This window comes from Streptomyces sparsogenes (assembly GCF_001704635.1).
Lineage (GTDB): Bacteria > Actinomycetota > Actinomycetes > Streptomycetales > Streptomycetaceae > Streptomyces > Streptomyces sparsogenes.
Genome location: NZ_MAXF01000133.1, coordinates 1 through 19,399, shown reverse-complemented (window position 1 = coordinate 19,399; position 19,399 = coordinate 1). Strand labels below are relative to the sequence as shown.

At 73.7% G+C, this 19,399-nt stretch carries 12 protein-coding genes; 7 read left to right on the top strand and 5 right to left on the bottom strand.

Annotated elements, in window-relative coordinates; all coding sequences use genetic code 11:
• Window positions 1-435, top strand: a 435-nt coding sequence (locus tag BBH68_RS27885) for a glycoside hydrolase family 9 protein (protein ID WP_174589103.1), incomplete at its 5' end; no start/stop codon positions are given.
• 51 nt (window positions 436-486) lie between these two features.
• On the opposite strand, the gene BBH68_RS27880 is transcribed toward BBH68_RS27885, so the two are convergent.
• Together BBH68_RS27880 and BBH68_RS27875 are read right to left on the bottom strand one after the other, a co-directional pair.
• On the bottom strand, window positions 487-5,247 hold the full coding sequence (locus BBH68_RS27880) for a putative T7SS-secreted protein (RefSeq protein WP_065966469.1): 4,761 nt from the start codon (window positions 5,245-5,247) through the stop codon (window positions 487-489).
• A 115-nt stretch (window positions 5,248-5,362) separates the two neighbouring features.
• A complete protein-coding gene (locus BBH68_RS27875) occupies window positions 5,363-5,851 on the bottom strand; it encodes a glutathione peroxidase (protein WP_065966468.1) in 489 nt (162 codons plus the stop codon).
• Between the two features lie 194 nt (window positions 5,852-6,045).
• On the opposite strand from BBH68_RS27875, the gene BBH68_RS27870 reads away from it, so the two are divergent.
• From BBH68_RS27870 to fxsT, 5 genes are all read left to right on the top strand, one after another.
• A complete protein-coding gene (locus tag BBH68_RS27870) occupies window positions 6,046-6,591 on the top strand; it encodes a hypothetical protein (RefSeq protein ID WP_065966467.1) in 546 nt (181 codons plus the stop codon).
• A 204-nt stretch (window positions 6,592-6,795) separates the two neighbouring features.
• Window positions 6,796-7,965 (top strand): phosphorylase family protein, encoded by a 1,170-nt coding sequence (locus BBH68_RS44100; protein WP_065966466.1) that lies wholly within the window; start codon window positions 6,796-6,798, stop codon window positions 7,963-7,965.
• A 208-nt stretch (window positions 7,966-8,173) separates the two neighbouring features.
• Complete coding sequence (locus BBH68_RS27860; RefSeq protein ID WP_065966465.1) at window positions 8,174-9,661, top strand: VMAP-C domain-containing protein; 1,488 nt, start codon at window positions 8,174-8,176, stop codon at window positions 9,659-9,661.
• Window positions 9,658-10,911 (top strand): AAA family ATPase, encoded by a 1,254-nt coding sequence (locus BBH68_RS27855; RefSeq protein ID WP_065966464.1) that lies wholly within the window; start codon window positions 9,658-9,660, stop codon window positions 10,909-10,911. Before BBH68_RS27860 ends, BBH68_RS27855 begins: the two co-directional genes overlap by 4 nt.
• Window positions 10,908-15,308 (top strand): FxSxx-COOH system tetratricopeptide repeat protein, encoded by a 4,401-nt coding sequence (gene fxsT, locus BBH68_RS27850; protein ID WP_065966463.1) that lies wholly within the window; start codon window positions 10,908-10,910, stop codon window positions 15,306-15,308. Before BBH68_RS27855 ends, fxsT begins: the two co-directional genes overlap by 4 nt.
• 15 nt (window positions 15,309-15,323) lie before the next feature.
• Here fxsT and BBH68_RS27845 read toward each other — a convergent pair whose 3' ends face one another.
• From BBH68_RS27845 to BBH68_RS27840, 3 genes are all read right to left on the bottom strand, one after another.
• Window positions 15,324-17,165: an HEXXH motif domain-containing protein gene (locus tag BBH68_RS27845; protein WP_076972115.1), complete on the bottom strand. Its 1,842-nt coding sequence runs from the start codon at window positions 17,163-17,165 to the stop codon at window positions 15,324-15,326.
• 129 nt (window positions 17,166-17,294) lie between these two features.
• Entirely contained in the window at window positions 17,295-17,465 is a 171-nt protein-coding gene (locus BBH68_RS42155; RefSeq protein ID WP_170066604.1) for a hypothetical protein, read from the bottom strand.
• Window positions 17,466-17,713: 248 nt separating this feature from the next.
• Window positions 17,714-18,436 carry a DUF4232 domain-containing protein gene (locus BBH68_RS27840; RefSeq protein WP_065966462.1) on the bottom strand — a complete coding sequence of 241 codons (723 nt, stop codon included), beginning with the start codon at window positions 18,434-18,436 and terminating at the stop codon, window positions 17,714-17,716.
• 741 nt (window positions 18,437-19,177) lie between these two features.
• Between BBH68_RS27840 and BBH68_RS27835 the strand changes: the two genes are divergently transcribed.
• Window positions 19,178-19,399 (top strand): transglycosylase family protein (locus BBH68_RS27835; protein WP_141713062.1); only part of this gene is annotated, 222 nt, incomplete at its 3' end.

The window sequence follows — 19,399 nt, the reverse complement described above, 5'->3', positions numbered from 1 at the left end:
CCGCTGCCGGCGGACGGCTATGTGTGGGGCTCCAACGGCCAGGTGGCGAACAACGCGAGCGTCATCGCCGTCGCCTATGAACTCACCGGGCAGCGGCGCTACCGCGACGGGGCGCTGGAGGCGCTGGACTACCTGCTGGGCCGCAACGCCCTGGGCCAGTCCTATGTCTCGGGCTACGGGGAGCAGGCGTCCCGCAACCAGCACCACCGCTTCTGGGCCCACCAGGCGGACGCCTCGCTGCCCAACCCGCCCGCCGGGTCCCTCGCGGGCGGCCCGGACTCGGCGCTGCAGGACCCGGTGGCGGAGGAGAAGCTGGTCGGGTGCGCGGCGGCGAAGTGCTACATCGACGACATCGGCTCGTACTCGACCAACGAGGTGGCGATCAACTGGAACGCCCCGCTGGCCTGGCTGGCCGCGTTCGCCGCGGAGCGCTGAACGCCGAGCGCTGAACACTGAGCGGGTTGAGCGGGGGCCGCGCGCCCCCGCTCAGGGGATGATCTCCCGGCAGGCCGCCCAGTGCACATGGCCCATGTTCGGCCGCAGCAGCTCCGAGAGCTTGGTCTCTCTCGTCACCGTCACCGGATTGCCCAGGATCTCCAGCCCGTCGGGCGGGAAGAGCGAGTAGTCCCAGATCTGTTGGCCCGGTCCGACGGTCATGGTGGGGACCACCGGCTCGGTGCCGAGCTCGATCCGGTTGGCCCTCGGGTTCTTGAGCATCTCGCCGTGGTCGACGTAGAAGTGCAGTGTCGTCCCCTGAGGGACCGTGGCCTTGAGCTCTTGGCCCGGCCGGAGTTCTTCCGACCAGATGGCGCCGTGGCCGCTGAGGACGGTCTGGCCGTCCGGCCGCCCTCCCGGCCGCGTGCCGGGCGGACACGGGCACAGGCCCAGCGGGTCGATCCAGGCATGCGGGTTCGGCACATAGGCGACGGGGTTGGGCGCGGCGGCCAGTCCGAGCGGATCGGGGCTGGTGTAGCGGGCGGTCTCGGGGTCGTAGTAGCGGTACCGGTTGTAGTGGAGCCCGGTCTCGGGGTCGTGGTACTGGCCGGGGAAGCGCAGGGGGGTGTGCGCCTCCCCGGCCGCCGCGGCGCCGGTCGCGCCCCACAGGGTGGCCTGCCGGCGCCCGACGATCTCGCCGCTCTCGTCGAGGAGTTCGCGGGGGGTGCCCACCAGGTCGGTGACGATGGCGAAGAATCTGCGGTCGATCTCCCGCCGGCCCATGTCGTCGGTGACGCGCTCGGTCTGGGCGACCGGGCGCGGGCCGTCGTGGTCCCAGGTGAGGGTGGCCGGCTCGGGCCGGGCCCGCCCGGTGGTGGTCTGCTCGACGAGCGTGGAGCCGTCCCAGACGAAGTCCACTCGCTCCACGACCGTCTCGCCGTCGGCGGCGAGCCGCTGCTTGGCGGTGCGCCGGCCCAGCGGGTCGTAGAGGTAGCGCCAGACGGTGCCGTCGGGGGTGGTGACGGAGGTGAGCCGGTCCTCCGCGTCCCAGGTGTACCGCCAGGTGTCCGGCTTGCGCGACAGCCTGTTCCGCCGCTTGAGGGTGATCCGGCCGGCCGCGTCGTACTCGTAGCGGACCCGCCCCGCCCGGGCGACCCGGGTGCCGGTGTAGGTGCGGGGGCCGGTGGCCCCGGCGTGCGAGGCGAAGGGCGCGGGCCAGGAGGCGTACGTCTGGTTGCCCGCCTCGTCGTACGCGTAGCTCTCGCCCCGCCCGCCGGGGGCGTGGACGGCCGTGACCCGGCCCGCCGGGTCCAGCTCGAAGCCGTGGGCGCCGCCCAGGTGGTCGTCGACCCCGGTGAGGTGGCCGTCGGCGCGGTAGCGGTACACCCGGCGCTGCAGGGTGGCGGATTCCCCGGCGTCCCCGGCGTCCCCGCCGTCCTGGGAGTGGCCGGTGAGGGTCTGCTCGGTGAGGCGGCCGGCCGGATCCCAGACCTGCGCCAGAGTGGCGGCGCGGTCGATGCGGCGGGAGGTCTCGCGGCCGGACGCGTCGTACCCGAAGGCGAGGGTGTGGCCGCCGGCCTTCAGCGTGATGCGGTGGCCGGCGGCGTCGTAGGCGAACGAGGACATCGCGCCGGAGGGGGTGACGCGCCGGACGGGGCGGCCGAGCGCGTCGTAGGTGTGGGCGAGGACCCGCCCGCCGGACAGCTCCGACTTGACCCGGCCCACCAGGTCGCGGTGGAGGGCGAGTTCCCCGTCCGGGCCCGTGGCCGCGGCCAGTCGGCCGGCCGGGTCCCAGTCGAAGGTGGTCACCCGGCCGTCCGCGTCCTTGCGCACGATCCGGCCCATGGGGTCCCGGGTGAGGTGGACCGTCTGGCCCAGCGGGTTGGTGCGGGAGACGAGCCGGCCGGCGGCGTCGTGGCGGTAGGTGGTGGTACGGCCGTCGAAGTCGGTCTCGCTCAGCGGGCGGCCCGCCGGGTCGTAGGCGTAGGTCCAGGTGAGGCCCTGCGGGTTGGTCACCCGGGTGAGGCGCAGCCGGGTGTCGTAGCGGTACTCGACGCGGGCGCCGTCGGGCCCGGTGCGGGCGGCGAGCAGGTCGAAGTGGGTGTATTCGTAGGTGGTGACCCGGCCCAGGGCGTCGGTGTGGGCGACGCAGTTGCCCTCGCCGTCGTAGCGCCAGCTCTGCCGGGCCCCGGCGGGGTCGGTGTGCGCGGCGAGCCTGCCCTCCACCGTCCACTCCAGGCGGGTGGTGGCGCCGAGCGGGTCGGTGACGGCGGTGGGGCGGCCGAAGGCGTCGCGGCGGTAGGTGGTGGTGGCGCCCAGCGGGTCGGTGATCTCCAGGGGCAGGCCGGCGGCGTCGCAGCGGATCCGGGTGGTCGCGCCGAAGGGGTCGATGACGGAGGTCAGGGCGCCCCGGTCGTCGTAGGTGTACCGGGTGGTGTGGCCGGCCGGGTCCGTGGTCGCCGTGCGGTTGCCGCGCTCGTCGTAGGTGTGGCGCCACACCGCCCCGTCGGCGTCGGTGATCTTCACCGGCAGCCCCAGCCGGTCGCGGGCGATGGTGCGGGTGTGGCCGTCCGGGGTGGTCAGCCGGGTCAGGCGGCCGGCCTCGTCGTACGCGTAACGGGTGGTGTGTCCGAGCGCGTCCGTGTGGGTGAGCGGGCGGCCGTGGCGGTCGACCGTGGTGCGGACGGTGTTGCCGAGCGGGTCGGTGACGGCCACCACCCGGCAGCGGTCGTCGACCAGGTAGCGGGTGGTGTGCCCCTCGGGGGTGCGGACCGCGGTGACGCGGTGGCCGGTGTCCGGGGCGGCGATGTCGCCGTCGCCGGCACCGGCGGCGGCACCGGCGGCGTCGGCGGCGGCATCGGCGGCGGCATCGGCGTAGTCCATGCACAGCGACACATGGCCTTCGGTGCCGCCCTCGGAGACGACGCGGTCGTGGTCGTCGTAGACGTACTCGTAGCGTCGTTGGTTGGTGTCGACCCAGGCGATGATCCGGTGGTCGCCGTCGTACTCGAAGCGCAGCGGGAGGCCGCTCGAGCCGGTGACCTCGGTCAGGTCGCCGTCGGTGTAGCCGTAGCGGACGAGTTCGACCTCGCCCAGGCGCAGGGCCGTGATCCGGCCGCCCTCGGTGGCGAACGTCAGGTGGTAGCCGCCGTCGTGGACGATGCCGGTGGGGGTGCCGTGGTCGTCGTACTCGAAGGTGAGGCGGTGGCCGTTGCGGTCACGGACCTCCGCCAGCGGTGCCTCGCCGTCCCCGCCGGGCCGCGTTCCGGCGGGTCCGGTGTAGCGCCGGACGTGGCCGGTGTCCGGGTCGGTGACGGTGTAGTCGCCACCGGGGGTGCGCTCCAGCGGCCACCTCGGGCCCAGGTCGGGCAGGGTGGGCACCCCCGGGGCGGGGTGCGGGTAGGACAGCAGCAGCCCGTCGGCGCCGACGAGGACGACGCCCCGGTCGAGGATCTCCAGGCGCTGGTCGGCCGTGCTGGACCACGAGGGGCCGAACCACCGGCCGGCGCGGTAGCCGGACTCGGCCCTGCGCCGGAACACCAGCGGCAGCAGGCCGGGCAGGGCCACATCGGTCTGCGGGAGGTACATCTTCCCGGTGGCCAGGTCCACCGGGTCGGTGCCGCCGGTGGTCTTGGCGGAGTCGGGCACGCTGTGCGCCGCGGCGCCGTCCTTCTTGAGCTGCGCGTGGCCGCCGAACTTCCACTTCCAGCCGCTGGGCTTCCAGCCCCGGCCCGGTGCCCGCTCGGCGAGCTTCGCGAGGTCCTTGCCGGCGGTGGCGAGCGACCGGACGCCGCCGAGCCCCTTGGTGCCGACCAGTTCGGGCACCAGCCGGCCCAGGCCCTCCGCGGGGTCCTTCTCGAAGGACTGCCACATGGCCTTGAGCGCGGGGGCCGGGTCGTTCGCCATCCGGAGCAGGCCGGCGGCGGTGTCGTTGAGGCGCGTGGCGTATTCGGCGGGGTGGGTGAGGTTGTAGGGGTCCAGGGCGTTCATGGAGCGGGCGAAGTCCACCAGCCCCGCCGTGCCCTTGACCACGCCGCCGAGGACGTGGCTCCCGTCCAGCCGCAGCCCCTCCACCCCGTCCGCCACCCGGCGGAGGTAGGAGGGCTCGCGCGGGGCCTTGTCGCGCGCCGCCGCCACCGCCCGCTGGGCGGCGAGGTGTGCCGCGTCCCGCTGCCGGCGCGCCTCGCCGAGGATCTCCTCGGCCGCCTCGATGTCGGCGCGGCCCGGGTCGTGGCCAAAGGACGCCGCGCCGTGGTGGGCGGCACGGGCCCCGTCGGACGCCTTCCGGCCCCTGCGGTAGGTGCGGACGGCCTCGTCGGCCTGCTTCTGGGCCCACTCCACCGTCTCGGCGAACTCGCGCAGCGCCGCGGCCGCCACTCCGCAGGCGTCGGCCGCCACGAACCACTTCTTCGGCTCGGCGGACACCCGCCCGGCGAAGGCGGCGGCGGACCGTCCCCTCAGTGCGTCGAGGGCCTCGGGGCCGACCCCCTGGAGCCCCTTGCCGACGTCGTTGAAGGCGTTCTCGAAGGTGGTCAGGTGGTCGGCCGTGGACCGCAGCCTGGCGGGGTTCCCGTGGACGAGCAGCGCCGGGTCGTCGGTCCGGTCCAGCCCCAGCTCCGCCACGTCCGCGCCCAGCGCGTTCGCGGCCGAGTCGGTGGTGCGCCGGACCCAGTCGGCCCCGCCGTCCCACCCCATGTCGTCCAGCCGCTCGGCGGTGAAGTCGCCGGCCCCGTCGACCGCTTCGCCGAGGTGCTCCACCTGGTCCCCGACGAAGCGCCGCACCGGGTCAGGTATGAAATCCCCGAGTCCCACCGCGTGTACCCCCGTACGTGTGCTGGTGCCGCGGCGAGCCTACTGGCGCCGCGGGCCACCGAGAACGCGCGGGCCACGGGTTTGAGGAGGTTCTGAGGAAAGCGCGTACGCGACGTCAGCGGGGCAGCCGCGCCTCGATCGCCGCGACGACCTCCGCGGCCTCCGGCTCGGTCCGCGGCCGGAACCTGGCGACCACCTCGCCGCGCGGCGAGACCAGGAACTTCTCGAAGTTCCACTGGATGTCGCCCGCCTCGCCCGAGGCGTCCTCGGCCTTCGTCAGCTCGGCATACAGCGGATGCCGCCCCTCGCCGTTGACCTCGATCTTCTCCATGAGCGGGAAGGAGACGCCGTAGGTGGTGGAGCAGAAGGTCCGGATCTCCTCGGCGGTGCCGGGCTCCTGGCCGGCGAACTGGTTGCAGGGGAAGCCCAGCACGGTGAAGCCGCGCTCGGCGTAGCGCTGCTGCAGCCGCTCCAGGCCCTCGTACTGCGGGGTCAGCCCGCACTTGGAGGCCACGTTGACCAGCAGCAGTGCCTTGTCCTGGTGGGCGCCGAGGGTGGTGGGCTCGCCGGAGAGGGTGTGCAGGGGGATGTCGTACAGGCTCATCGGGCAACTCGCCTTCGTCGTTCCGTCAGTGTCCGTTCGGATGCCCCGCCGGGTGTCCCGCCGGCGGTCCGTCGGTGGGCCCGCCGGTGTTCCGCGGGTGCTCGGCCAATTTACGCGTTTCCATCGCCCCGTCCGCGGTTACTCTCCGCCTGGCGGGTGCTCACGGCACGGGAGCCCGCCCAAAGGGGGGACGTGTGGCACGGGACGAGGAAGCCGTCGTCGGCAGGCTGCTCATCGTGGAGTACGAACAGGTGAAGGAGGAGCAGCGGGCGCGCATCGGCTTCCGGGACAATCTGCTCTACGCCACGCTCGCCTCGATGGCGGCCATCATCACCTTCTCGCTGCAGGGCGGCGGCCGCCCGGAGCTGCTTCTGCTGCTGCCGCCGGCCTCGGTGCTGCTGGGCTGGACCTACCTCGTCAACGACGAGAAGATCTCGGCCATCGGCCGTTACGTGCGCCAGGACCTGGGCCCGCGGCTGGCCGCGCTCGTCCCCGAGCGGCCCCGGATCTTCGGATGGGAGACGGCCCACCGCGACGACCGCCGCCGGATCTCCCGGAAGCGGCTGCAACTCGCGGCCGACCTGATGCTGTTCACCGTGGCGCCGGTCGCCGCGCTGGTCGTCTACTGGACCTCCGGCCCGGCCCGGTGGCCGCTCATGACGGTCTCGGTGGCCGAAACCCTGCTGATCGCCGTGTTGGCGGCACAGATCGTGGTGTACGCGGATCTGCACCGGCCCTGACACGATGGGACCGCTCCAGCCGGACGCGTACCTAGTGCCGCGTCAGTCAAGGTTTGCCCGGTAGCGAGGCGTCCTGGTGCGTGCGATCGCAAGGCGGCTGGAAGCCCTCGTAGTGGGCCTACTCGGGCTTTCGGCCAACGCAGCGAGCGTGCGTGCCAGGGCGGCGAGCGGGGCAAACCTTGGCTGATGCGGCACTAGGGGGAGATGGTGTGGTCTGAGGAGGGCGGGTGGCCGGCCGGGGCCGCCGGGCGGGCGGAGGTGGTCATCCTCACCGCGCTCGAGGTGGAGTACCGGGCCGTGCGGGCGCATCTGGAGGAGGTGCGCACCGTGTGGGCCGAGCGTGGCTCCCTGTTCGAGGTGGGGGTCTTCCGCGGCGGTGGCGGCGGCCGGTCCGTGGCGATCCATATGACGGGCCCGGGGAATCCGGGCGCGGCGGTGCTGGTGGAGCGGGCCGCCGCGCTGTTCTCCCCCCGGGCCCTGCTGTTCGTCGGGGTGGCCGGCGGCCGCAAGGACGTGGGCCTGGGGGATGTCGTGGCCGCGGACGCGGTGTACGACTACGAGACCGGCAAGGACACCGAGGACGGCTTCCTCCCCCGCCAGAAGACCCATCAGTCGGCCTACGGGCTGGTGCAGCTGGCCCGGCTGGTCGCGGCGGCGGACGAGTGGCAGCGGGGGATCCGCCCCGCCGGGGGCGACGCCGCGCCGCGCCCGCTGGCCCATGTCAAGCCGATCGCGGCGGGCGGCCGGGTGGTGGCGCACCAGCGCTCGGACGTCGGCCGCCGGCTGGCGGCCGGGGCGGGCGACGCGGTGGCGGTCGACATGGAGGGGTTCGGATTCCTGGCCGGCGCGTACGTCAACCGGCAGGTCGACGCCCTGGTGATCCGGGGGATCTCCGATCTGCTCGCCGACAAGGACGAGGCACACGACGAGCGGTGGCAGCCGGTCGCCTCCCGGCACGCGGCGGCGTTCGCCTTCGAGCTGCTGCGGCAGCTTCCCCGGAATGCCCCGGCCGTGCCGGCCGCCCTCGCCACGCCCGTAGTCCCCGCCGAACTCGCAGCCCCCGCCGCCCCGGCCCGCCGCGCCGCGTCCGGGAGGCTGTCGATCCGGGAACTGGGCGCGCTGGCGGATCTGTTGCTCGCCGTCCCGGGCCTGGCCTCCCCCGCCCGCTGGCAGCTGCTCCTCGACGAGCTGCCGGCCGTCGGCACGCAGGTGTCCAGGCAGTCGGCGAGCCGGGCGGAGGCGCTGGCCCTGCTGCGCGCCTGCGAGGCGTACGGCGCGTGGGGAGAACTGGCGGACGCCCTGGCCATGATCGCGCCGGAGGCCCCGGCCACGGCGGAACTGACCGCGCGGCTGGCGCTGCTCGGCCCGGGCTGATCCCGGGCTGCGGCCGCGCGGCCGGGCAGCGCTCGAGGCCGGCCGCCGCCGAGCACGGGCGTGACTCTCGTGTCTCACGGGGTGTCAGCTGGGGTGGGCGGGGCATACAAGTGGTCCGGAGCCCGCGCCCGGCGGCGCCCGCCTGTGGCAGGGTCTCCGGCGGAGATCACCGGCGGCGGGGACCGGTGATGGGCGGGGGAGGTCATGCATGGCGGCCACGGGGGAAGGCGGCCTGAAATCGGTCAACCATCTCGTCACGGCGCTCAAGGAGTTCCGGTGTCTGATCGACCCGGACTCCCGTGCGCTGTGTCTGGAACTGGTCGCCAGGGAGCTGGAGTCGGAGCTGCCGGTCCGCAACCACCGGGTGACCAACCACTTCCTGGTGGAGCTGGCCCGGGAGTGCCTGGACAACGCGCGCGTGATGCGGGCGCTGCGCGAGTCCCTGGAGATCCTCTCCCCGGGCGCGCCGGCCATGGAGCGGCTCGACTCGGCCATGGAGCAGATGACGGCCCGTCCGGCGCTGCCGCCGGACGCGACGGACCGGCTGCGCTCGCTGCTGGAGGGGCTGGAGGTGGCGCATCTGGCGCGGCTGTGCCGGGGCGCGGCGGGGCCGCTGCAGGAGGTGCCGCCGGTCACCGGCCCGTGGGACGCCTTCGAGACCCTGGCCCGGATGAACGCGCGGCCGGACGGGCTGACGCCGGGCCTGGCCCTGGTCGAGTACCTGGCCGCGTCGGCCCGTCCGCTGGAGCTGGCGGACCGCCTGCGGAGCTGGGCGGACGAGCAGGCGCGCGAGCTGTCGCTGACCTCGGAGCTGAGGTCGCTGCGGCAGCAGGTGGGGCACGCCGCCCTCGCCGAGTCGGTCGACGCGTACCTGGTCATCCAGCTGTTGCCGCAGGACGAGCCCGGCCGGTACGAGCTGTCCTCGTGGCACGCCTACGACCCGACGGGCTGGTATCCGGTCCGCGGCCCGGTCAGCAAGGTCACGGCCGCCACGGCCGAGCGCGCCGTGCAGGACCTGGTGCACGAGGCCGCCGTGGAGTGGGAGGACGCGCGCTGTATCCACCTGGAGTTCGTGCTGGGCGCCGAGGACCTGGATCTGCCGGTGCACCTGTGGCGCCATGAGCTGGACAGCGACTTCGCCACCCCGCTGTGCTCGAGCTACCCGGTGGTCGTACGGAGCCTGGAGCGCAGCCAGACCAGGCGGTGGTACGGGGCCTGGAAGAAGCGGTGGCAGACGTTCCGCTCGCAGCCGGAGCGGTCCCGGCAGCTGGTGGTGGACGGGCCGGATCCGGACAGTCCGCGCTCGGGCGACCCGAGCGCCCTGGTGGCCCGGCTCAACACCGACCAGCATGTGTTCGCCCTGGTGCTGAACGCGCCGCCGGGCGCGAGCCTGGAGGGCCGCCGGCAGGCCTCGGCGGCCTGGCGGGCGGGCATTCCCGTGGTCGTGTGGGACCGGCGTCATCCGCGGGATCCGGACCTGGTCCATCAGTTGAGACAAAAACCCGTGGAGGCCAGCGGGGATCTGGCACGGCTCCGCGATGCCGTGAAAGAGTTGCGGATGGAGGCCCAAGCCATCGGGTCCGCCGAGCGCGAGCAACACCTTGGACAGCACGTCATGATCGTTTGGGACGATCCGACCCGTCCCGTGGAGACACAGGGGCGAGCGGCGGGGCCGGACGAGGGGGGCAGTCGATGACCGACGCAGGGCCGAGGCGTCACAACGGACACGCCAACGGTGATCCGGGCCCCGGCGCCCGACTCGGCCCGCCGTCGGGCGGCATACCCCGGCCCTGGTGGATCTATCAGGGCACCGGAAGGCCGCTGCACGACGTCAGTCTGGAAGAGATCCTTCCGCCGCCGCCTCCCTGGCGCACCTTCAACGGCGTCTCCCCGGGGCCCGCGGACGGGTCCGAGGCCGGAGCGCGGGCGCTGTCCGACGCGGGGTTACCGGCCGAGGGGTTATCGGCCGGCGGCGCGTCGGGCCACGGGTCGCCGGAGGGCGACGAGGCGCCGACCGAGCCGCCCGCCCCGCCCGAGGACGAGCAGGACGCCGCCCGGCGGCTCGGCGCCGCGCCCCTGGGCATGCGGTCGGACCCCGAGGAGGCCGACGTCGTCAACGCGGCGCTCATCCTGCGCCGCCCCCTTCTGGTGACCGGCCGCCCGGGCACGGGCAAGTCCACGCTGGCGTACCGCATCAGCAGGGAGCTGGGCCTCGGCCGGGTGCTGCGCTGGCCGATCACCACCCGTACGACCCTGCGGTCGGGCCTGTACGACTACGACGCGGTCGGCCGCGTGCACGCCGCGGCGGCCGGACAGGCGGCGGACACGGAATTCGGGGGACGCCAGGAACCCGGCCCGGAGGACATCGGGGACTTTCTCCAACTCGGCCCGCTGGGCACGGCGATGCTGCCGCACCGGCTGCCCCGCGTCCTGCTCATCGACGAATTCGACAAAAGCGATATCGATCTGCCCAATGACCTCCTCGACATCTTCGAGGCCGGCGAATACACCATTCCCGAGCTGGTGCGCATCCGCAGCCGCCGGCCCGCCGTCCGGGTGCTCACCGACGACCCGGACCGCAGCGCCGTCATCGCCTCCGGGCGGGTGCGCTGCCGCGCGTTCCCGGTCGTCGTCATCACCAGCAACGACGAGCGGGAATTCCCGCCCGCTTTCCTGCGCCGATGTCTGCAGCTGCGGCTGCCCGACCCGGACACCGACCGGCTCGCCGCGATCGTGGCCGCGCACCTGGGCCGGGCGGACGATCCGCGCGCCCTGGAGCTCATCCAGATGTTCGTGGAGCGCAGCCGGCTCGAAGGCGGCCTCGCGGCCGACCAGTTGCTCAACGCGGTGTACCTGGTGACGTCCCAGGCCCGCGTGCCGGGCCCCGACTGGGAGGAGCTGCTGCACGCCATCTGGCACCGCTTGGACGCAGCAGGCCCGACATGACACAGGACCCGGGCGACAGGTCCTCCGAGCGCGGCAGGCCGGACCTGGACTGGCAGCAGATCGCCGACTCGTTATGGCTCGCGGTCTGCCGGGCGGAGACCGATCCCGGGGCCGGCCGCCCCGCCCCCGCACCGCCCTCCGCCGAGTCCACCGCCGAGACACCCCGCGCCCCGGACCCGCCGCCGGGATCGCCGCGGGAGGTCGAGGAGGACGAGGCGCCCGAGCCCGAGGGCGAACTGGTCCTGACCGCGCCGCGCCATGTCGAGCTGGTCGGCCTCCCGGCCCCGCCCGGCGAGACCTTCGGCCAGGCGGTGGCCACCGATGTCGCCGTGCCCCTCCCCCGGCCGGCCGCCGTCTCCCCGCCGACCGCCGAGCGCGCCCTCTCCCGGGCGCTGCGACCGCTCAAGCGCACCTCGCCCTCGCCGGTCCACACGGAGGTGGACGAGGAGGCCACGGCCGAGCGCGCCGCCCGCGAGCGGCTCTGGCTGCCCAGGTGCGTACCGGTGCCGGAGCGCTGGATGGACGTGGTCGTGGTCGTGGACTGCAGCAGCTCCATGGTGGTGTGGCGGCAGACGGCCCGCCGGCTCGTCACCGTCCTGGAGCGCACCGGCGCCTTCCGTACGGTGCGGGTGCGCCGCGTCAACGCCGACCGCCCGCTCCCGGCGGAACCGGCGGGGCCCCGCGAGGGGGCCGGGCGGGGCGGCGCGCGCTCGCCGGTGGACGGCATCCCGCCGCGCGGCAGGCGGGCCGTCCTGGTCCTGACCGACGGCATCGGCACGGCGTGGGGGGACGAGACCGGCAAGCGGGCGCTGGCCCGCTGGGCGCGGCGGGCCACGGTCGCCGTGGTGCACGTGCTCAACCAGGGCCGCTGGCACCACACCGGGATCGCCCCCGAGCGGGTGCGGGTGCGGGTGCCCGAGCCGGGCGCGCCCAACGGCACCTGGCGAAGCGGCGACGGCGCCCCCTGGCCCGGGGGCGAGCCGCCGGTGCCGGTGCTGGAGCTCGAGGCGCGGTGGCTGGGCCGCTGGGCGCGGCTGGTGACCCAGCCGTCGGCGCACGGCCGGGACACGCTGGCGCTGCTGCCGGGGGTGCCGGCCGAGCGCTGGGAGCGGGAACCCGAGCCCACCGCCCGGGACCGGGTGTTCCGGTTCCGGGCCACCGCGTCGCCCAGGGCGTTCCGGCTCGCCTCGCGGCTGGCGGCGGCGCCGCTGAACATCCCGGTGATGGAATTCGTCCAGGGCATGCACGAGCCGCAGGGCAGCCCCGGCGAGCTGGCCGAGATCCTGCTGGGCGGACTGCTGCGCAAGGTCGGGTCGGCGGACCCGATGGACGAGACCGGGATCGGCTACGAGTTCCACGACGGGGTGCGGGAGTTGCTGCTCTCGGCCGGGATGCGCGACGAGTCGCTGTACGTCCTGCGCAGCGTCCTGGACCGGCTGGGCCACCGCTGGAAGCCGCTGCACGTGCTGCGGGACGCCCTCAGCCATCCCTCGGGAACCCTGCCCGAGCTGCCGGAGACCGAGCGGCTGCTGCCGTACATGCGCGTCCAGGAGCAGGTCTACAAGGCGCTCTCGGGGCCCTATCTGGAGGGCGCGCGGACCTTCCGCGCACGCGTGCTCGCACAGCAGGCGATCGGCCGCTCGGGTGAACGCCGCCACGATCCCGTTGAAGACCCGCCGAATGGGGGAAGTTCGAACCCCGAGGTTGCCGTGACCGACTCCACAATGTCCCGAGGTTCCCGTACCGACCCGTCCTCCCCGAAGGACGATTCATCACCCCCGTCGGCGCACGGCGCGCCGGGCGCGGCGGGTGAGCACCCGAGAGGAAGTTTTGTGCCCGTGACCGCTGCCCGGTCCCTGCCCGCCGTGGAGGAGCGCCGCGCCGGGGATCCCCCGGCCATCTGGGGGAACGTACCGCCCCGGAACAACAACTTCACCGGGCGACAAACATTGCTCGACACCTTGCACGAGCGTCTGAGCAGCGAGGGCACCGCCGCCGTGCTCCCGGAGGCCCTGCACGGGCTCGGCGGGGTGGGCAAGTCGCAGATCGCCCTGGAGTACGTGCACCAGCACGCCTCCGACTACGACGCGGTGTGGTGGATCCCGGCGGAGCGCCCGGAGCAGATCCGCCAGGCGCTGGTGCAGCTGGCCGACCGGCTGGGGTTGCAGGTCGGCATGGAGACGAACGTCGCGGTGCCGAGCGTGCTGGAGGCGCTGCGCACCGGCCGCCCCTGCCGCGACTGGCTCCTGGTGTTCGACAACGCGGAGGAGCTGGAGACGGTCCGCCCCTTCTTCCCCACCGGCGGCCCGGGCCGGATCCTGGTCACCTCCCGGAACGCCCAGTGGTCGCGGGCCGCCCGCACGGTCGAGGTGGACGTCTTCGACCGGCAGGAGAGCATCGAGCTGCTGCGGCGCCGGGGCCCGGAGCTGCCGGACGAACAGGCGGACCGGGTGGCCGAGGCGCTGGGCGACCTGCCGCTGGCCATCGAGCAGGCGGCCGCCTGGCTCACCGAGACCGGTATGCCGGTCGACGAGTACCTCCACGTCTTCGAGGACGAGCGGGCCGATGTCAGCACCCGGCGCGCCGAGTTGCTGGCCCAGGGCGTCCCGGTCGACTACCCGGAGCCGGTCGCGGCGGCGTGGAACATGTCGCTGCGCCGGCTCGCGGAGCACCACCCCGGTGCCTTGCAGCTGCTCCAGGTGTGCTCCTTCTTCGCCCCGGAGCCCATCTCGCGGCGGCTGTTCTCCGGGGTCCGAGGGGTCTCCCTCTCCCCCGAGCTCTCCGAGGTGCTGCAGGACCCGATCAAGCTCGGTCATGCGATCCGGGAGATCAACCGCTACGCGCTGATCAAGATCAATCACCGGAACAACACCATCGAGATGCACCGGCTGGTACAGGCGGTGCTGGTGGGCCAGATGTCCCCCCAGCAGCAGGCGGACATGCGGCACAGCGCCCACGTGTTGCTCGCCTACGGCGACCCCAACGACGTCGCCCCCGTCAACTGGCCGCGCTACGCCGATCTGCTCTCGCACGTCCGCGCCTCCCGGGCGCTGGAGTGCGACGACAAATGGGTGCGGCAGATGGTGCGCAACCTGATCAGCTTCCTGTTCGTCTGGGGAGACCACCAGGGCGCCCGGGAGTTCGGCGGCCAGGTGGTGGAGACCTGGCGCCAGTCCCTGGGCGAGGACAGTCTGGAGACGCTGTCCGCGTCCCGGACCCTCGGCCACGCCCTGACCGCGCTCGGCCACTACGAGGAGGCCCGGGAACTCAACGACCGGATCCTCGGGCTGCTGCGCGCCCATCCGCAAGCGGGCGAGAACCACGAGGACACCATCGCGACCATGGGCGCGGTCGCCAACAGCGCCCGGCTCCAGGGGGACTACGCCAGGTCCGTGGAGCTGGAGAAGGACCGGTGGACCCGGGCCCTGCGGGTCTTCGGCGAGGAGGACCCGTACACCCTGGCCGCCGCGAACGACTACGGGCTGGCGCTCCGGGCCGTCGGCGAGTTCACGCTCGCCCAGGAGATCCACCAGTCCGCGCGCGACACGGCGGCCGTCGTCCTCGGCGAGGACTCCCTGAGCGCCATCCTGCTCGCCACCCACCTCTCCAGCGACATCCGCGGCAACGGGCAGTACCACGCCGCCCGCGCCATGCAGGAGGAGACCTTCGCGCGCGCCCTGCGCAGCGTGCCGCCCAACGCGCCCGTCTTCGTCAACGCGATGCGCACCCTGGCCGTGGCCCGCCGCAAGGCGGGGGATCACGAGGGTGCGATCGAGCTGACCCGACAGGCGGTGGACAGCTACCGGCTGCGCTATGTCGAGCCCAATCTCGACATCACCACGTCCGAGATGAACCTCTCGATGGACCTGCGGCAGAACGCCGACCTGGCGGGCGCCCGGGAACTCGGGCGGAAGTCCCTGGAGGACCTGCGGGTCATCCTCGGCCCCCGGCACCCCTACACCTCGAGCGCGGCGACCAACCTGGCCGTCACGCTCCGGCTGCTGGGCGAGACCGAGGAGGCGCTGGCGCTCAACAAGGAGACGCTGGGGGTCTTCGTGGAGACGCTGGGCGACAAGCACCCCTCGACCCTCGCCTGCGCCATCAACCTGGCCAGCGATCTGTACACGCTGGCGGACTACGAGGAGGCGCACAGCCTGGACAGCGGGAGTCTGGCCGTCTGCCGGGAGCGGCTGGGCGAGGACCACCCCACCACGCTGGCGTGCGCGGTCAACCTGTCGGCGGACCTGCGGGCCCTGGGCGAGAGCCGATCGGCCGAGGAGCTGCACAACGACGCCCTGGAGCGGTTCCGCCGGGTACTGAGCGGCCAGCACCCGGCCACCATCGCGGCGGCCCGCGGCATCCGCGCGGACTGCGACCTGGAGGCGTACACGTTCTGACCCGCGGCCCCGGGCTCAGCGGCGGGTCCCGATCCAGCGGGCGAGAGCCACCGGGTCGGGGCCGGCGCCGGCCGGGTCGCGCAGCGCACGGTGCACCGCGAGCACGAGTTCCGGACGGGCCAGGAGGGCCTCCTTCGCCGGGCCCGCGGGCAGCGTGAGCGCGAGGCCCGACCAGGCGGTGAGGTCGTCGGGGCTCTCGGCGAGTCGGTCGCGGTAGCCGTCCAGCGCGGCCGCGGTGTCGCCGGCGGCCCAGTCGAGATCGGCCCGCGAGGGGGCCTGCGCGCCGCCCTCGCCGCCTTCCCCGCCCTCGCCGCCGAAGAGGTGCTCCTGCGGCTTCTCCCGCAGCAGGGCGAAGCCCGCCGGGTCGCGAAGGCGCATCCGGACCAGCCCCGGGCGGGCCGCCACCGCCGTCCGGGAGGCCCGCAGCGTCGTCGCGGGCCGCGCCGCCGGGGGCGGGCCGCCCTCCCGCCACGCTTTGGCCCACAACCCGGTCGGCTGGGGGGCGGGACGCAGATGGTGCAGGCGATGAAGCAACCGGTGATCGAGGTTGATGTCCTCGGCGGCCCGCTGTGGGCCCTCCGGCACCGGCTCGGCGAGCCAGGGCGCCAGTCTCTCCTCGAGCCCCCGCAGAAAGCGGTCGCCCAGGGCCGTCAGCTCCGCGTGTTCGCGCAGCGTCCGCAGCCCCTGGAAGGTCTGCGCGCGTCGCAGCGCGAACTCGAAGTCGGCGGCGCGCGCCGCCTCGCCCCGGACGGCCCGCCGGTGGGCCTGCCAGAACGCCGTGACGCCCAGAAAGGCGTACACCCCGTGCAGCAGCCCGCGCAGGGGGCGGGGGTCCGCGCGCCAGGGCGCGTAATGGATCTCCTCCATGCCGCCGTGCATCAGGGGCACCAGATCCAGCAGGGCACTGAGTTTGACGTGCTGGGCCTCATGGATCAGCGAGGCGGCGAGGGTGGCGGCGTCGGCCGGGGGGTTCAGCAGGACGCAGCCGTACGCCTCGGGCGAGGACGCGCTGAAGAAGTCCGCCCGCGCCGGATACCGCACGGGAACCACGGACATCAGACAGTCGGCGACACCGGCCGGATCCACGTTGTCCTGCCGGGCGACCAGCCGCCAGGCGCCCTGGAAAAGTTCCTGCCAGCGCCGCGCCTCCGGCTCGCTCAGCCGCTCGGGCGCGGTGGGGCGCAGAAAGTCCCGATAGGGGTCGAGGTCGTCCAGGCAGGGCGAGCAGGGGTGGGTGGGGTGCCTGCCGCGCAGCCGTCTCAGGGCGTGCCAGCCCTTGGCGTCCCGGGTGAGATCGGGGGGCAGCGGCACCGTGTGCGAACCGGCCCGTACGGCTCGGCCGCCCGCGCCGTCGGCCACGATCTCCGCGAGGGAGGAGTCGCAGCCCACCAGGTCGACGAAGCCCAGTGCCGGCAGCATCACCCCGCCGTCGCGGACCGGGACCACGATCCGGAAGTCGGTCCCCGCCAGGAGGGCCGCCGCAGCGGCCACGGTGTGCAGATAGCCGGTCTCCAGCCACAGCGGGACCGCGGGCTCCTGCTCCTCTTCCCTCGCCATGTCCCGCAGCCTGCGCAGACAGCGGCTGAGCCAGGCACCGACCGGCGGGTGCAGCAGCAGACGCTCCACGCTCGGCGGACTGCGCCGCTCGGCCTTGATCAGCAGCTCCCACGCCTCGCGCGGTGCGGGCAGCGGCCCCGGTACCTGGGGATGGGAGGAGGCGACATCGGTCAACGCGCGTAGCAGGAGCATGAGGCGGCTGCGCTGGCCCGCCCGTAACTCGGCGATCGCCGCCGCTCCCCCGCCGCCACGGGTCAATTCCTCGAAGCACGCCGCGGACAGCCGGTGGTGACGGCTCACTGGAGAAGCGGTGAGCGGCGGCGTAAGGCCCGGGGCCGGGAGCGGGCAGGGAAGGCCAGCTGAATAGTCCGCCGGCATGGCCGCCTTTCTCGGTGGGGTGAATGCTGCCGTGCCATCGCCGGGAATCCGTCAACAGCCCTGTTGGTTCGCGGCGGCGGTCGCGACTGTCGGCGGGGACTGTACGCGTTCGAGCAACCGCCGGGTCGCGAGGGTGAACTCCTGACCGTCGCCCAGTTCTTCAAGCGTCGTTTCCGAGAGGTCCACCAACTCCGTCTCGACCCCGGTCGCCGCTCGCTCCATGACATCGTCCCCCTCTGGACACTCCGTGCCGGCTCAGGCGAGGCCCCTTCACATGGTGGCCCACCCGATAATGATTGCGGAAGGGCGAAAGGGGCCAGTGGGTGTCGGGCCCATCAAGATTTTCGGCCACTTGGGGGCGTCATCTGACCGCGCTTCCCGGCCAATTCATTTCCGGCGCGTCGGGCCGGGCGCGGGGAGGCCGGGCGCGGGGAGGGGCAGCGGGCCCGCGCCCGGCCGGGGGTGCCGGGTCAGGGCCGGGAGCCCGGTTCGACGGCGGTGACTTCGAATACGCCCCCGCAGACCTGGAAGGAGCGCGCCGAGGTCTTCATGGAGCGGTAGGAGTCCGGCGGGTAGACGCGAATTTCGGACGCGGTCCGCCAGCAGGGCTTGTCGGACACGCCTTTGTTCAGGGTGTGCAGACTCGCGTAGGCGCTGCCGCCGGGTTTCAGGACGACCGTGGGTCCCGCCGGCCCGCGGCGCTTGGCGGGTTCGCCGATAGCGGTACCGGGGCCGTCGAGCAGCGAAACGCCGGGAAAGCCGGTCAGGGTGCAACTGGCGTCACCGGTATTGGTGAAGGCCAGGGGGACATAGACATTGCCCGCGCCGATATCCGCCCGGCCGGTGGACAGCTTCAGCCGGTCCTTCGAGCAGATGCGGCGGGCGGCGGGGGCGGCGGACGCGGCCTCGGTGGCGACGGACGGCTCGGCCGCCTTCGGCGCCTTCGTGGCGGCCCGGTCGGTCGAGGCCGGAGCGGCCTTGTCGTCCCGGCCTCCGCCGGGCGGGGCGGTGGGGTGCCGGGGGGCGCTGGCGGCCGAGCTGGGAGCGTCGGCCGAGCCGGGTGGCGCCGGCGCCCCGGACTTCGTATCGGCGCCGCAGGCCGTGACGGTGGCCAGCGCGCCGACGAGCAGTGCGGATACGGATAAGGCCGACGGCCGACGCCTCGTGGGCGCCCCGCCGTTCCGCTGTGCCATGGACAACCTCCTGTAGGTCGGGCATCCGGCGGCTCATCTGCCACCACGCCGAGTGCCCCGGCAGCCCCCGTCCATTCCCCTTCGGGCTCCCCTTCCCCCCATGAGCACCCTTATGTCCCCCACGGCATTAATCGCATAGCGGCGGCAATTCGGCATTGCGGATGTCCCGCCGCAATCATCGCCGCGATCGCCCCATCCGAAGCACGGTGACGCGGATCGCGGTGCATGGCCGGCCTGATCGATTTCCGGCCACAGGTCCGTCGAGACCTTGTCGTGACCAAAACGATGTGTTTACTGTGCCGCACCCGCCGGATTCCGTGCGGGGGCCTCCTCCGCCGGAGCGCCGAGTCCTGCCGTGGCGGAGGAGTGACACAACGACCTGTCACGGCAGGAGCGGGGGAACCAGGAAGGCGCCGGGCCACGCCACGTCGGGCGGCACGGCTAGGGTCTTTCGTTTGGATCAGGCCGGATCAGGGAGCGGGGTCTGGTGCAGGGGGCACCTCCCAGCGGTAGCTGGGGGAGGATCGCAAGGCGGAGGAGGGCGCCATGGCGGAGCCATGGCAACCGACGACAACGCCGCGAGGCGCGGTGCCAGGGCCCGCGAGCCCGGCATGATCCAAACGAGAGGCCCTAGGGGTGAAGCCACGTCACGGTGCCGGGGGCACCGAGCAAGGCGCGGCCGGGCAACTCCCGCCCGAACCCGACAGCTCACCTCGCAGGCGTCAGGAGAGGATGAGCTCAATGGCTGCACGCGGACGTCACCGCAGGCCCCGGCCCCGCCGCGTCTCCCGCGCCTCCCTCGCGTTCACCGCGGGCGGCGCCGGCGTCGCGCTGCCCCTCATAGGCGTCGGCCAGGCGAACGCCGCCTCCGTCGACACCTGGGACAAGGTGGCGGAGTGCGAGTCCACCGACAACTGGAGCATCAACACGGGGAACGGCTACTACGGCGGCCTGCAGTTCTCC

Bases quoted from the DNA above. Each gene is read 5' to 3' on its own strand.
- BBH68_RS44100 (WP_065966466.1), top strand. From the start codon at position 6,796: ATGGTGTGGTCTGAGGAGGGCGGGTGGCCGGCCGGGGCCGCCGGGCGG.
- BBH68_RS42155 (WP_170066604.1), bottom strand. From the start codon at position 17,465: ATGGAGCGAGCGGCGACCGGGGTCGAGACGGAGTTGGTGGACCTCTCG.
- fxsT (WP_065966463.1), top strand. From the start codon at position 10,908: ATGACACAGGACCCGGGCGACAGGTCCTCCGAGCGCGGCAGGCCGGAC.
- BBH68_RS27860 (WP_065966465.1), top strand. From the start codon at position 8,174: ATGGCGGCCACGGGGGAAGGCGGCCTGAAATCGGTCAACCATCTCGTC.
- BBH68_RS27875 (WP_065966468.1), bottom strand. From the start codon at position 5,851: ATGAGCCTGTACGACATCCCCCTGCACACCCTCTCCGGCGAGCCCACC.
- BBH68_RS27855 (WP_065966464.1), top strand. From the start codon at position 9,658: ATGACCGACGCAGGGCCGAGGCGTCACAACGGACACGCCAACGGTGAT.
- BBH68_RS27840 (WP_065966462.1), bottom strand. From the start codon at position 18,436: ATGGCACAGCGGAACGGCGGGGCGCCCACGAGGCGTCGGCCGTCGGCC.